General features: G+C 72.5%; 15 protein-coding genes. 14 read left to right on the forward strand and 1 reads right to left on the reverse strand.

Translation table 11 applies throughout. The features are described 5' to 3' along the window. The first annotated feature begins 6 nt into the window (after positions 1-6). The 13 genes from STBA_RS32280 to nusB all read left to right on the forward strand — a co-directional run bounded on the left by STBA_RS32280 (position 7) and on the right by nusB (position 12,596). The gene (locus STBA_RS32280) at positions 7-339 is read left to right on the forward strand and encodes a DUF6167 family protein (protein WP_077062561.1); all 333 of its coding nucleotides are present in this window, start codon (positions 7-9) and stop codon (positions 337-339) included. Continuing rightward, positions 339-3,008: an alanine--tRNA ligase gene (alaS, locus tag STBA_RS32285; RefSeq protein ID WP_077062562.1), complete on the forward strand. Its 2,670-nt coding sequence runs from the start codon at positions 339-341 to the stop codon at positions 3,006-3,008. Before STBA_RS32280 ends, alaS begins: the two co-directional genes overlap by 1 nt. Beyond that, the gene (ruvX, locus tag STBA_RS32290; protein WP_077062563.1) at positions 3,008-3,472 is read left to right on the forward strand and encodes a Holliday junction resolvase RuvX; all 465 of its coding nucleotides are present in this window, start codon (positions 3,008-3,010) and stop codon (positions 3,470-3,472) included. The genes alaS and ruvX overlap by 1 nt, the downstream gene beginning before the upstream one ends. A gap of 84 nt (positions 3,473-3,556) precedes the next feature. Continuing rightward, positions 3,557-5,317, forward strand: a complete 1,761-nt coding sequence (gene mltG / locus STBA_RS32295; RefSeq protein WP_077062564.1) for an endolytic transglycosylase MltG — start codon at positions 3,557-3,559, stop codon at positions 5,315-5,317. Beyond that, the gene (locus STBA_RS32300; protein ID WP_077062565.1) at positions 5,314-6,153 is read left to right on the forward strand and encodes a shikimate dehydrogenase; all 840 of its coding nucleotides are present in this window, start codon (positions 5,314-5,316) and stop codon (positions 6,151-6,153) included. The genes mltG and STBA_RS32300 overlap by 4 nt, the downstream gene beginning before the upstream one ends. A gap of 106 nt (positions 6,154-6,259) precedes the next feature. After that, a complete protein-coding gene (gene aroC, locus STBA_RS32305; RefSeq protein ID WP_077062566.1) occupies positions 6,260-7,444 on the forward strand; it encodes a chorismate synthase in 1,185 nt (394 codons plus the stop codon). Then, on the forward strand, positions 7,441-7,983 hold the full coding sequence (locus STBA_RS32310) for a shikimate kinase (protein WP_077062567.1): 543 nt from the start codon (positions 7,441-7,443) through the stop codon (positions 7,981-7,983). The genes aroC and STBA_RS32310 overlap by 4 nt, the downstream gene beginning before the upstream one ends. Beyond that, positions 7,980-9,095, forward strand: coding sequence for a 3-dehydroquinate synthase (aroB, locus tag STBA_RS32315; protein WP_077062568.1), 1,116 nt, complete (start codon positions 7,980-7,982; stop codon positions 9,093-9,095). Before STBA_RS32310 ends, aroB begins: the two co-directional genes overlap by 4 nt. After that, positions 9,092-9,532, forward strand: a complete 441-nt coding sequence (gene aroQ / locus STBA_RS32320) for a type II 3-dehydroquinate dehydratase (protein ID WP_077062569.1) — start codon at positions 9,092-9,094, stop codon at positions 9,530-9,532. Before aroB ends, aroQ begins: the two co-directional genes overlap by 4 nt. 149 nt (positions 9,533-9,681) lie before the next feature. After that, complete coding sequence (locus STBA_RS32325; protein ID WP_077063759.1) at positions 9,682-10,359, forward strand: AAA family ATPase; 678 nt, start codon at positions 9,682-9,684, stop codon at positions 10,357-10,359. A gap of 59 nt (positions 10,360-10,418) precedes the next feature. Then, positions 10,419-11,531, forward strand: coding sequence for a M24 family metallopeptidase (locus STBA_RS32330; RefSeq protein WP_077062570.1), 1,113 nt, complete (start codon positions 10,419-10,421; stop codon positions 11,529-11,531). 70 nt (positions 11,532-11,601) lie between these two features. After that, positions 11,602-12,168, forward strand: coding sequence for an elongation factor P (gene efp, locus STBA_RS32335; protein ID WP_077062571.1), 567 nt, complete (start codon positions 11,602-11,604; stop codon positions 12,166-12,168). Positions 12,169-12,170: 2 nt separating this feature from the next. Next, entirely contained in the window at positions 12,171-12,596 is a 426-nt protein-coding gene (nusB, locus tag STBA_RS32340; RefSeq protein WP_077062572.1) for a transcription antitermination factor NusB, read from the forward strand. A 65-nt stretch (positions 12,597-12,661) separates the two neighbouring features. Here the strand turns inward: nusB and bldD are convergent, their stop codons facing one another. Then, a complete protein-coding gene (gene bldD / locus STBA_RS32345; RefSeq protein WP_077062573.1) occupies positions 12,662-13,162 on the reverse strand; it encodes a transcriptional regulator BldD in 501 nt (166 codons plus the stop codon). 197 nt (positions 13,163-13,359) lie between these two features. Between bldD and pyrR the strand changes: the two genes are divergently transcribed. Next, positions 13,360-13,932, forward strand: coding sequence for a bifunctional pyr operon transcriptional regulator/uracil phosphoribosyltransferase PyrR (gene pyrR / locus STBA_RS32350; protein ID WP_077062574.1), 573 nt, complete (start codon positions 13,360-13,362; stop codon positions 13,930-13,932). Positions 13,933-13,936: the final 4 nt, after the last annotated feature.

Genomic DNA, 13,936 nt, shown 5'->3' on the forward strand with positions numbered 1-13,936 from the left:
CCGGCCATGATCCGCCGCGCCTTCTGGTTCACCACCGGCGCCGCAGCCGGGGTCTGGGCCACCACCCGGGTCCAGCGCAGGCTGCGCGCACTCGCGCCCGACAGCCTCGCCGTCCGGGCCGCCGACCGCGCCGTGGCGGCGGGCCACCGCGTGCGCGGGTTCGCGATCGACGTCAGGACGGGCATGGCCAGGCGCGAGGAGGAGCTGAACGACGCGCTCGGCGTCGGCAGCGGGACCGCGCCGCCCGCCCTCCTGCCACCATCCGCCCGCGGAGCCGGGACCGTCCCGGCCGCAGACACCACCGGAACCACCGGAACGACCGGAAAAGAGGATCACTGATGGAGTCGGCTGAAATCCGCCGTCGCTGGCTGAGCTTCTTCGAGAAGCGCGGGCACACCGTCGTGCCCTCGGCGTCGCTGATCGCGGACGACCCCACGCTGCTGCTCGTTCCCGCCGGCATGGTGCCGTTCAAGCCGTACTTCCTCGGCGAGGTCACCCCGCCCTACCCGCGCGCCGTCAGCGTGCAGAAGTGCGTGCGGACCCCGGATATCGAAGAGGTCGGCAAGACCACCAGGCACGGCACGTTCTTCCAGATGTGCGGCAACTTCTCCTTCGGTGACTACTTCAAGGAAGGCGCGATCACGCTCGCCTGGGAGCTGCTGACCGGCCCGGTCGCCGAGGGGAGCTACGGTCTCGACCCGGAGCGGCTGTGGATCACCGTCTACGAGCAGGACGACGAGGCCGAGCGCATCTGGCGGGACGTCGTCGGCGTGCCCGCCGAGCGCATCCAGCGCCTGGGCATGGGCCCCAACTTCTGGTCGATGGGCGTGCCAGGCCCCTGCGGGCCCTGTTCCGAGATCAACTACGACCGCGGCCCCGAGTTCGGCCCCGAGGGCGGCCCCGCCGTCAACGACGAGCGCTACGTGGAGATCTGGAACCTGGTCTTCATGCAGTTCGAGCGGGGCCCGGGCGAGGGCAAGGACGACTTCCCGATCCTCGGCGAGCTGCCCGCCAAGAACATTGACACGGGACTCGGTCTCGAACGCCTGGCGATGATCCTCCAGGGCGTACAGAACATGTACGAGACCGACACCCTGCGCGTCGTCATCGACAAGGCCGGCGAGCTGACCGGCGTGCGGTACGGCGAGGCCGACGGCTCCGACGTCGCGCTGCGCGTGGTCGCCGACCACATGCGCACCTCCGTCATGCTGATCGGCGACGGCGTCACCCCCGGCAACGAGGGCCGCGGCTACGTGCTGCGGCGCATCATGCGCCGCGCCATCCGCAACATGCGGATTCTCGGCGCGGACCGTCCCGTCGTCGGCGAGCTGGTCGACGTGGTGCTGACCACGATGGGGGAGCAGTACCCCGAGCTGCTGACCGAGCGCGGACGCATCGAAACGGTCGCGCTGGCCGAAGAGGCGGCGTTCCTGAAGACATTGCGCGCCGGGACCAACATCTTCGACTCCGCCGTCACCGAGACCAGGGCCGGCGGTGGCAGCATGCTGGCCGGGGAGAAGGCGTTCCTGCTGCACGACACCTGGGGCTTCCCGATCGACCTGACGCTCGAAATGGCCGCGGAGGCCGGTCTCTCGGTGGACGAGACGGGCTTCAGGCGGCTGATGAAGGAGCAGCGCGAACGGGCCAAGGCCGACGCCAGGGCCAAGAAGCAGGGCCACGCCGACCTGTCCGCCTACCGTCAGGTCGCCGACGCCTCCGGGGTCACCGAGTTCGTCGGCTACACGCGCACGGACGGCGAGTCGACCGTGGTCGGGCTCCTGGTCGACGGTGTCTCGGCGCCCGCCGCGCACGAGGGCGACGAGGTCGAGGTCGTGCTGGACCGGACCCCGTTCTACGCCGAGGGCGGCGGCCAGCTCGCCGACACCGGGCGCATCCGCCTCGACTCGGGTGCCGTCGTGGAGGTCAGGGACGTCCAGCAGCCGGTGCCCGGCGTCACCGTTCACAAGGGCGAGGTCCAAGTCGGCGAGGTCACCGTCGGCGCCGGCGCGTACTGCCACATCGACATCGGGCGCCGCCGCGCCATCGCCCGCGCCCACAGCGCCACCCACCTCACGCACCAGGCGCTGCGCGACGCCCTGGGGCCCACCGCGGCGCAGGCCGGCTCGGAGAACTCGCCGGGCCGCTTCCGGTTCGACTTCGGCTCGCCGGCCGCGGTGCCGGGCACGGTGCTCAGCGACGTCGAGCAGAAAATCAACGAGGTACTGTCCCGCGAACTCGACGTCACGGCCGAGGTGATGTCGATGGACGAGGCCAGGAAGCAGGGCGCCATCGCCGAGTTCGGCGAGAAGTACGGCGACCGGGTGCGGGTGGTGACCATCGGCGACTACTCCAAGGAGCTGTGCGGCGGCACCCACGTGCACAACACCGCGCAGCTCGGCCTCGTCAAGCTGCTCGGCGAGTCCTCGATCGGCTCGGGCGTGCGCCGCGTCGAGGCGCTGGTCGGCGCCGATGCCTACCGTTTCCTCGCCCGTGAGCACGCCGTGGTGGCGCAGCTGACCGAGCTGGTGAAGGGACGCCCCGAGGAGCTGCCCGAGCGGATCTCCGGAGTGCTGTCCCGGCTGAAGGAGGCGGAGAAGGAGATCGAGCGCTTCCGCGCGGAGAAGGTCCTCCAGGCCGCGGGCGCGCTCGCGGAGGGGGCGCGCGACGTGCGCGGCGTGGCGCTCGCCACCGGCCGGGTGCCCGACGGCACGACGGCCGACGACCTGCGGCGGCTCGTGCTGGACGTGCGCGGCCGGATGCGGGGCGACCGCGCCGCCGTGGTCGCGCTGTTCACCGTGGTCAAGGACCGCCCGCTGACGGTCGTGGCCACCAACGAGGCGGCGAGGGAACGCGGTCTGAAGGCCGGTGACCTGGTGCGCACCGCCGCGAAGGCGCTCGGTGGTGGCGGCGGCGGGAAGCCGGACGTCGCCCAGGGCGGCGGGCAGGACCCGGCGGCCATCGACGAGGCGCTGGCCGCGGTCGAGCGCCAGGTCGCGGACGTCGCCTGATGCGGCGCGGCAGGCGGCTTGCCGTCGACGTGGGGGAGGCCAGGATCGGGGTGGCGAGCTGCGACCCCGACGGCCTGATCGCCACTCCGGTCGAGACGGTGCCGGGCCGTGATGCCGCGGCGGCGCAGCGGCGGCTGGCAGAGCTGGTCGCCGAGTACGAGCCCCTTGAGGTGCTGGTCGGGCTCCCGCGGTCGCTCGGCGGCGGCGAGGGCCCGGCGGCGGCGCGGGTCCGGGCGTTCGCCGAGCGCCTCGCGCGCCGGATCGCACCGGTGCCCGTCCGGCTGGTGGACGAACGGATGAGCACCGTCAGCGCCGCCCGCGGCATGCGGGCCTCCGGGGTCTCGGCCAAGAAGGGCAGGCCCCGGATCGATCAGGCCGCCGCCGTCGTGATCTTGCAGGCCGCGCTCGAAACCGAGCGCACCGCGGGACGGCCGCCGGGGCAGTGCGTCGAAGTGGTTGTCTGATCGCGATACGGTAACGTTCCGCGCGACAGGGCAGCCGTGCGGACCGCGGGGGACCGGCTGCCGCCTTGCATGACAAGGGGTTCGATGACTGACTATGGCCGGAATCCCGGCTCCGAACCGTGGTACCCCGATGACCCGCACCATGCGGATCAGAACTGGTCCGACGGGCAGGAGGGGGCAGGGAGCCAGCCTGCGCAACAGGGCTCGTGGGAGCAGCAGTACGACGCGCAGCAGCAGGCGTACTACCCGCCGCAGCAGTACGCCGATCAGGGCGGCGGCTGGGACACCACGGGCGGGCACTATGCGCAGGGCGCCTATCCCCCGGCAGGGCACCAGGGTGCCGATTACGGAACCGGCGAGTACCAGGGGGGCTACGGCGTCGGCCAGCAGTACCCGGAGCAGCAGCAGTACCCCGGGCAGCAGTATGGGGACCAGCAGCAGTACGGGGACCAGCAGCAGTACGGCGACCAGCAGTACCCGGAGCAGCAGTACGCGCAGCATCCGGGGCTCGACCCGCACCCGCAGTCCCCGCGCCACGGGGAGTACGCCGGGCACGACCAGCATCAGCATCATCAGCAGCACGATGCGATGGCGCAGCAGGGCGGGCAGGCGCCGTACGGGCAGCAGGCCGGCATGCAGGCCCCGGACGGGGCGCCGCCGGCCGGCCGCGGGCGGCAGCCGGGTCCCGATCCGGAGACCGGGTGGGACCCGGGCCCCGACCAGGGGGAGCTGGACTTCTTCGGCCGCGACGAGGACGAGGACGACGGCAGCCCCGAGGACTCCGGCCGGCGCTCCGGGCGCCGCGGCGACCGGCAGAAAAAGCGGCGCGGCCGCGGCTGCATGGTCGCGGTCCTGCTCGTCGTCGGCGGCGTGGGCGGCGCCGGTTACTTCGGCTACCAGTTCTACCAGGACCGGTTCGCCCCGGCGCCCGACTACGCGGGTGAGGGCACCGGCGAGGTGCAGGTGACGATCCCCGACGGCGCCACGGTCTCCGACATGGCGAACCTCCTGCGCGAGGCGGACGTCGTCCGCAGCCACGATGCGTTCGTCGAGGCGGCCGGTGCGGACGGCCAGCTGATCCAGGCGGGCGTCTACGTGCTGCGGGAGCAGATGTCGGCCGAGTCCGCCGTCGAGCTGCTGCTCGACCCGGCGGCCATCAGCGCGCTCATCATCCCCGAGGGCCGCCGCGCCACGCAGATCTACACCATGATCGACGAGTACCTCGGCCTGGCGGAGGGCACCACCGCCGAGGCCGCCGAGAACGCCGATCTCGGGCTGCCGGACTGGGCGGAGGGCGATCCGGAGGGGTTCCTCTTCCCCGCGCGCTACGACGTGGGCGCGGACACCGCGCCCGAGGACGTGCTGCGGGCGATGGTGGACCGGGCGGAGGCCGAGTTCACCCAGGTCGACCTGGAGAGCCAGGCCGCGGAGATCGGCTTCACCCCGCGGGAGGTGCTGATCATCGCCTCACTGATCGAGGCGGAGGGGCAGTCGGACGAGGAGTTCGTCCGGGTCTCCCGGGTCATCCACAACCGGCTGGACGACAACACGCGGCTTGAGTTCGACTCCACCATCAACTACGCCATGGGCCGCTCCGAGCTGCAAACCACCATCGAGGACACGGAGTACGACTCGCCGTACAACACGTACGTCGAGTTCGGGCTGCCGCCGGGCCCCATCGACAACCCCGGGCACGAGGCCATCGAGGCGGCACTCAACCCGGCCGACGGACCCTGGCTGTACTTCGTCACGGTGCGCGAGGGCGACACCCGTTTCACGGACGACTACCAGGAACACCTGCGGAACGTCGAGGACTTCAACGCGGCCCAGCAGGAGGGCGAATGACGGAGCACACTCCCGCGGGGCGGCGCGCCGCGGTACTCGGTTCGCCCATCGACCACTCGCTCTCGCCGGTGCTGCACCGGGCCGCGTACCGGGCGCTCGGCCTGGACACGTGGTCCTACGGGCGGTTCGAGGTCGATGAGCAGGCACTGCCCGGCTTCGTCGCGGATCTCGGGTCCGACTGGGCCGGCCTCTCCCTCACCATGCCGCTGAAGCGCGCGGTGATCCCGCTGCTCGACGAGATCGGCGACACCGCCGCCTCCGTGGGAGCCGTCAACACGGTGACGTTCGCCGCGGACGGCCGTCGCCTGGGCGACAACACCGATGTCCCCGGCATGGTCGAGGCCCTGCGCGAACGCGGGGTGACGCGCGTGGCGGGCGCGGCGGTGCTGGGCGCGGGCGCCACCGCCTCCTCGGCGCTCGCCGCGCTGGCGCAGATCTGCGACGGCGAGGTCGCCGCCTACGTGCGGAGCCCGGAGCGGGCCGCCGAGATGCGCGGCTGGGGCGAACGGCTCGGGGTGCGGGTGAGGACCGGCAGCTGGGAGGAGGCGGCGCGGGCCTTCGAGGCCCCGCTGGTGATCGCCACCACCCCCGCGGGCGCGACCGACGCGCTGGCCGCGGCGGTGCCCGGCGCGCCCGGCACCCTGTTCGACGTGCTCTACGAGCCCTGGCCCACGGCCCTGGCCGCAGCCTGGGCGGCCCGCGGCGGTGAGGTCGTCGGTGGTCTCGACCTCCTCGTGCACCAGGCCGTCCTCCAGGTGGAGGCCATGACGGGTATCGCGCCGGCGCCGCTGAAGCAGATGCGCGCCGCCGGGCAGGCGGCGCTCACCAGCCGCTGAGCGCCCCCCGGTGCGGCCCGCACCACACCAAAAGGAGTCCCGTGCGGCGGGCGTGGGAGGATCAACGGTGAGAGGTCCCACAGGCGCGAATTCCTAAGGAGCACCGTTGAGCAGGCTGCGCTGGCTGACGGCGGGAGAGTCGCACGGTCCCGCCCTGGTGGCCACCCTGGAGGGGCTGCCCTCCGGGGTGCCCGTCACCACCGAGATGGTTGCGGACGCCCTGGCCCGTCGGCGGCTCGGCTACGGCCGCGGTGCGCGGATGAAGTTCGAACGCGACGAGGTTACGTTCATCGGCGGCGTCCGGCACGGGCTCACGCTCGGCTCGCCGGTGGCCGTCATGGTCGGCAACACCGAGTGGCCGAAGTGGGAGAAGGTCATGGCGGCCGACCCCGTCGACCCGGAGGAGCTGGCGGAGCTCGCCCGCAACGCCCCGCTGACGCGCCCGCGCCCGGGGCACGCCGACCTCGCCGGCATGCAGAAGTACGGCGTGAACGACGCTCGTCCCATCCTGGAACGGGCCTCCGCGCGCGAGACCGCGGCCCGGGTGGCCCTCGGCACGGTCGCCAGGTCCTACCTCAGGGAGACCGCGGGCGTCGAGATCGTCTCCCACGTGGTGGAGCTGGGCGGGGCGCGCGCCCCGCACGGCGTGCTCCCGCGGCTGACGGACACCGCGCGGCTCGACGAGGACCCGGTGCGCTGCCTGGACGCCGACGCCTCCAAGGCGATGGTCGCCGAGATCGACCAGGCCCACCGGGACGGCGACACCCTCGGCGGCGTGGTCGAGGTCCTCGCCTACGGCCTGCCGGTCGGGCTCGGCTCCCACGTGCACTGGGACCGGCGCCTGGACGCCCGCCTCGCGGGCGCCCTGATGGGCATTCAGGCCATCAAGGGCGTGGAGCTCGGCGACGGCTTCGGGCTGGCCCGGGTGCCGGGGTCGAAGGCGCACGACGAGATCGTGCGCGGCGAGGACGGCATCCGCCGCGCGAGCGGCCGTGCCGGCGGCACCGAGGGCGGCCTGTCCACCGGCGAAGTGCTGCGCGTGCGGGCCGCGATGAAGCCCATCGCCACGGTGCCCCGCGCGCTGGCCACGGTGGATATCGCCACCGGGGAGGCCACCAGCGCGCACCACCAGCGGTCCGACGTCTGTGCCGTTCCCGCCGCCGGCATCGTCGCGGAGGCCATGGTCGCGCTGGTGCTCGCGGACGCCGTCGCCGAGAAGTTCGGCGGGGACAGCGTGGCCGAGACCCGGCGGAACGTGACCGGGTTCCTCGACAACCTGGAGATCCGGTGAGCGGCACCGGGGCCGGGCGGGGGGCGCACGGCCCCGCCGTTGTGCTGGTGGGGCCCCCGGGGTCGGGCAAGTCGACCGTCGGCGCGGTGCTCGCGCGGCGGCTCGGCTGCACCGTCCGCGACACGGACACCGATATCGAGGCGACCGCGGGCAAGCCGATTCCCGACATCTTCGTGGAGGACGGCGAGCCGCGGTTCCGCGAGCTGGAGGCCGCCGCCGTGCGCGCCGCCGTCACCGGGCACGACGGCGTCGTCTCGCTGGGCGGCGGGGCCATCATGGACCCGGAGACCCGCGCGCTGCTCGCCGGGCTGCCCGTGGTCTTCCTCGACGTGGCGCTCGCCGAGGCCGTCCGCCGCGTCGGCCTCGACGTTCCCCGCCCGCTGCTCGCCGTCAATCCCAGGCAGCGGTGGCGGGTGCTGATGGAGGAGCGCCGCCCGTTCTACACCGAGGTGGCCCGCGCGGTCGTGCAGACCGCGGAGCGCACGCCGGACGAGGTCGCCCGGGCCGTCCTTGACGCATTGGAGCTCAAGACCGCATGACCATCTCCCCGAAGGACCCACCCACCGACGCGCCCACCCGGATCACCGTGGGCGGCAGCGCGGGCACCGCGCCCTACGACGTGCTGGTCGGTCACCGCCTGCTGGGCGAGCTTCCGCAGCTCATCGGCACGGCGGCGCAGCGGGTGGCGGTGCTGCACCCCGAGGCGCTCGCCGAGTCGGGAGAGGCGGTGCGCAAGGACCTGGCGGAGCAGGGGTACGAGACCATCGCCGTTCAGCTGCCCAACGCGGAAAAGGCGAAGACCGCCGAGGTCGCCGCCTACTGCTGGACGGCCCTGGGACAGAGCGGTTTCACCCGCACCGACGTGATCGTCGGCCTCGGCGGCGGCGCGGCCACCGATCTCGCCGGCTTCGTCGCGGCCACCTGGCTGCGCGGCGTGCGCTGGATCGCCCTGCCCACCACCGTGCTCGGCATGGTGGACGCGGCGGTCGGCGGCAAGACCGGGATCAACACCGCCGAGGGCAAGAACCTGGTGGGCGCCTTCCACCCGCCCGCCGGGGTGCTGTGCGACCTGGCGGCGCTGGACTCGCTCCCGGTGCACGACTACGTGTCCGGGCTCGCCGAGGTGATCAAGGCCGGCTTCATCTCCGACCCGGTCATCCTGGACCTCGTCGAGTCCGACCCCGAGGGCGCCCGCGGGCCGCGCGGGCCGCACACGGCCGAGCTGGTCGAGCGCGCCATCCGCGTCAAGGCCGAGGTGGTGGCCACCGACCTGAAGGAGTCGGGGCTGCGCGAGATCCTCAACTACGGGCACACGCTGGCCCACGCGATCGAGAAGAACGAGCGGTACCAGTGGCGGCACGGCGCCGCCGTATCGGTCGGCATGGTCTTCGCGGCCGAGCTCGGCCGTATCGCGGGCCGCCTCGACGACGCGACCGCCGACCGGCACCGGGCGGTGCTGGCCTCCGTCGGCCTGCCGGTCACCTACCGCGGGGACCAGTGGCCGCGGCTGCTCGAGACCATGCGCATCGACAAGAAGTCCCGTGGCAACCGGCTCCGTTTCATCGTGCTGGACGGGCTGGCACGGCCGACGGTCCTGGAGAGCCCCGATCCGGCGATGCTGCTGGCCGCACACGCGGAGATCGCCGCATGAGCCGCCCGGTCCTGGTGCTGAACGGGCCCAACCTCGGGCGCCTGGGCTCCCGCGAGCCGGACGTGTACGGCTCGACCTCCTACACGGGGCTCGTCGAACGGTGCACCGCGCTCGGCAAGGAGCTGGACCTCGCCGTCGAGGTCAGGGAGACCAATGACGAGGGCGAGCTGATCCGCTGGCTGCACGAGGCGGCGGACGGGGCCGTGCCCGTGGTGCTCAACCCCGGTGCGTTCACGCACTATTCGTATGGCCTGCGGGACGCCGCCGCCCAGCGGACGGCCCCCCTGATCGAGGTGCACATCTCCAACCCGTACCGCAGGGAGGAGTTTCGTCACACCTCGGTGATCGCCTCCGTGGCCAGCGGAACGGTCGCGGGATTCGGGATCGGCTCGTATCTGCTGGCCCTGCGGGCGCTGGCCGAGGAGTTGGCCGGCTGAGGCGTGCGTGCGGCACTTCCCGGCAGCGCCGCACGTTCACCCCGAAGCCGGTACCACCGGGTACGGTGTGTCTGGTCCGAAGGGATGCACGTGCCCGTGTGCCGTGCGGAGACGACGTAGGTGGGGAGCGGATGCAACAGTCCGGCGGGATGCCTGTGCCACCCCCAGCCCCGCTCGACGGCGGGACGGCCAGCTCCCTTCAACTGCCTGCCGACAGCATGGTGCCCGCGCCGTCCCCCGCCACCGGGACCGTGCGGCCCGACGTCACCCACGTCGGCGTGGCCGTGCTGCTGATCGGGCCGGCCGGCGCGGGCAAGACCACGGTCGCCAGGTTCTGGGCCGAGCGCAGGCCGGTGCCGACGGCCCACATCAGCCTCGACGACGTCCGGGAGTGGGTCAGGTCGGGCTTCGCCGATCCCCGTTCCGGGTGGGACGACCGCTCCGAGGCCCAGTACCGGCTGGCCCGCAGGACCTGCGGCTTCGCCGCGCGGAACTATCTGGCCAACGGCATCTCCTGCATCCTGGACGACGCCGTCTTCCCCGACCGGCCCGCGGTCGGCCTCGGCGGGTGGAAGCGGCATGTCGGCCCCGGCCTCATCCCGATCGTGCTGCTGCCGGGGCTCGACGTCGTCCTGGAGCGGAACGCGGCGCGTTCCGGCACCCGCCGCCTCTCCGACGAGGAGGTGGCCACCATCCATGGCCGGATGGCCGGGTGGTACGGCTCCGGACTGCCGATCATCGACAATTCCCGGCACGACGTGGCCACCACCGCCCGCATGCTGGACGACGCGGTGGCGCGCAGCCTGATGAGCCCGCCGCAGTGGTGACCGCTCATCCGGACGCGCTCAGGCGGGCGAAGGGCACCGGCCCTGCGTAGGCTCGACCCATGTCCGAGGTACACGCGGCCAGACGGTCGCGGCTGCGGGCCCGCCGTGCGTCGGCGGGTGCCGAGGCCGCCCTGGTGTCCCGGTCGGCCAACGTCCGCTATCTGGCGGGCCCGGCGCCGGCGGGAGCCGTGCTGCTCGTGGGCCACTCCGGCGCCGACGTGCTGTTCGCCCACTGGAATCCGGCGGGCGATCCGGCCGGTCCGCGCCCGGCGGGCGACGACGGGCTGCGCAGCGTGGCCCTCGGCGCGGATGTCGACCCGGCGGTGACCGCCGCCGCGCAGGCGGCGCGGGACGGCGCGGCGGCGCTGTCCGTCGAGGAGCACCACCTGACGGTGGCCAGGCACCGTGCCGTGGCCGCGGTGGTCCCCGACCTGGTGCTGAACGACCTGGACTGCGCGGTGGAGCGGCAGCGGCTGGTGAAGGACGAGGACGAGATCGCGGCCCTGCGGTCCGCGGCGGAGATCACCGACCGGGCGCTGGGGGAGCTGCTGGAGTCGATCCTCGTCGGCCGGACCGAGCGCCATCTCGCCCTTGAGCTGGAACGGCGCTTGGTGGACCACGGCGCGGACGGTCCGGCGTTCCCCACCTCGGTGGCGACGGGCAGCCACTCCGGTCTTGCCGGGCACCGGCCGACCGACCGGCGCGTGGAGGAGGGCGATTTCCTCACCGTCTGCCTGGGGGCCCGTTTCCGCGGCTACCGCTGTCAGATCGGGCGGACGTTCGTCATCGGAACGAGCCCGGCGGACTGGCAGATCGAGCTCTACGAGGTGGTCTTCGCAGCCCAGCGGGCGGCCCGGGAGGCGCTGGCGCCCGGGGCGGAGTACCGGTCGGTGGACCGGGCGGCGCGGGACGTGCTGGACGCCGCAGGGCACGGCAGATCGCTCGGGCCCGTCACGGGGCACGGGGTGGGGCTGGAAATCGGGGAGGACCCTCAGTTGGCGCCGGCGGCCATGGGTAGACTGGGCCCTTGCGTTCCGGTCACCGTCGAGCCGGGAGTCCATCTTCCAGGCCGGGGCGGTGTCCGGATCGACGATACGCTCGTCGTCCGCTCACCGGCGGACGGCGGACCCGAGCTACTCACCATCACGACCAAGGAGCTCCTCGCCCTCTAGGCCCTGCCAGGGGGTCGCGCGAGGAAACCGCGGTCACCTCAAGCAGCATTCGGTAGGAGATTCCGCGACCGTGGCCACCACGAACGACCTCAAGAACGGCATGGTGCTCAAGCTCGACGGGGGCCAGCTGTGGTCCGTTGTCGAGTTCCAGCATGTGAAGCCCGGCAAGGGCGGCGCATTCGTGCGCACCAAGCTCAAGAACGTACTCTCCGGCAAGGTGGTCGACCGGACCTTCAACGCCGGCACCAAGGTCGACACGGCGACCGTGGACCGACGCGGTATGCAGTTCTCCTACAAGGACGGCAGCGACTTCGTCTTCATGGACACCCAGACGTACGACCAGCTGTACGTCAACCCGGAGACCGTGGGCGAGGCGGCCAACTACCTCCTGGAGGGCCAGGACTGCACGGTCGCCATCTACGAGGAGAATCCGCTGTTCGTGGAGCTTCCCGCGGCGGTCGAGCTGGTCATCGAGTACACGGAGCCGGGCGTCCAGGGCGACCGCTCCACCGGTGGCACCAAGCCGGCCAGGCTGGAGACCGGCTACGAGATCGGCGTGCCGCTCTTCATCACGACCGGCGAGAAGATCAAGGTCGACACCCGCTCCGGCGAATACCTTGGCCGGGTGAACAGCTAACCGTGGCTGCCCGCAGCAAGGCCCGCAAGCGTGCCCTCCAGATCCTCTTCGAGGCCGATCAACGCGGCGTCCCGCCGGTCGACGTCCTCGCGGACTGGGTGCGGCTCGCCCGGACCGACGACCGGCAGCCGCCGGTCAGCGAGTACACCCGGGAGCTGGTCGAGGGCTTCGCCGCACATGCGGAGCGCATCGACGAGCTGATCACGCAGTACACCGTGAGCTGGCCGCTGGACCGCATGCCGGTCGTGGACCGCAATATCCTGCGGCTGAGCACCTTCGAGTTGATCTGGCAGGACGGCACGCCCGACGCCGTCGTGCTGGACGAGGCGGTGCAGCTTGCCAAGGAGTTTTCCACGGACGACTCCCCGTCCTTCGTCAACGGCCTGCTCGGCCGTCTGAAGGACCTCAAGCCCACGCTCCGCCGCTAGACCGCCGTGGACTGCCGGGGCGGGTCCGCCCGCCCCGGCAGGCCGGTGATCCACCGGCGAAGGCGTCAGCCTTCCTCGGCCTGCACCGCCCGGCGCGCGTCCGCGCCCAGCACGCCCCAGCTGATCAGCTGCTCGGTCAGGACGGACGGCGACTGGTCGTAGATCACGGCCAGGGTGCGCAGGTCGTCCTGCCGGATCGACAGCACCTTGCCGTTGTAGTCGCCGCGCTGGCTCTGGATCGTCGCGGTGTACCGCTGGAGCGGGCCCGCCTTCTCGCTGGGCACGTGGGCCAGGCGCTCCAGGTCGAGCACGAGCTTCGGCGGCGGCTCGGCGGCACCCCCGGGCGTCGAGCCGGGCAGCAGCTCCTGCACCGGGACGCCGTAGAAGTCCGCCAGCTCCGCAAGGCGCTGCACGGTCACGGCACGGTCGCCGCGCTCGTAGGAGCCGACGACGACCGCCTTCCAGCGGCCCTGCGACTTCTCTTCGACGCCGTGAAGCGACAGACCCTGCTGGGTGCGGATGGCGCGGAGCTTGGCCCCGAGCTGTTTGGCGTATTCGCTGGACATGTGTCTCCCCGGACGGCTACTTCGTAACTCACTGTGAGGTTACGCAGCGTGATATCTCCCGTCAAGCCGGGGCCGCAGAGTGGGCCTCTGACCTGGGAGAATGCGGAGGGTGCCAATCGGCCTGCTATCCTCGGCGCCGATCGGCCAGACGTCCTTTAAGGCCCGTCCCGTGAGGCGGGGAAGGAGGTCCTTTTCGTATGGACGCAAGGGAATCCCCGGCACGCTCCGTCCTGGAGGCGCCGGACATCGCGCGGGCTCTCACCCGCATCGCCCACGAGATCGTCGAGCGCGCCAAGGGCGCCGACGACGTGGTGCTTCTCGGCATTCCGACCCGCGGCGTGTTCCTCGGCCGCAGGCTCGCCGCCAAGCTGCGGGACATCACCGGCCATCCGGTACCCGTCGGCTCCCTCGACATCACCATGTACCGCGACGACCTGCGGCTGCGGCCGGCCCGCGCGCTGGCGCCGACGGACATCCCAGGCGACGGCATCGACGGACGCCTCGTCGTGCTGGTGGACGACGTCCTGTTCTCCGGCCGCACCATCAGGGCCGCGCTCGACGCGCTGGGCGACATCGGCCGCCCCCGCGCCGTTCAGCTCGCCGTCCTGGTGGACCGGGGGCACCGGGAGCTGCCGATCCGCGCCGACTACGTCGGCAAGAACATTCCGACGTCGCTGCGGGAGACGGTCAAGGTGCTGCTCACCGAGGAGGACGGCCGCGACGGCGTGCTGCTCGGCGTGCGCGAGCACACGCCGGCCGGCGAGCGCTAGCGCG

This window comes from Streptomyces sp. MP131-18 (genome assembly GCF_001984575.1).
In the GTDB taxonomy this organism is placed as follows: domain Bacteria; phylum Actinomycetota; class Actinomycetes; order Streptomycetales; family Streptomycetaceae; genus Streptomyces; species Streptomyces johnsoniae.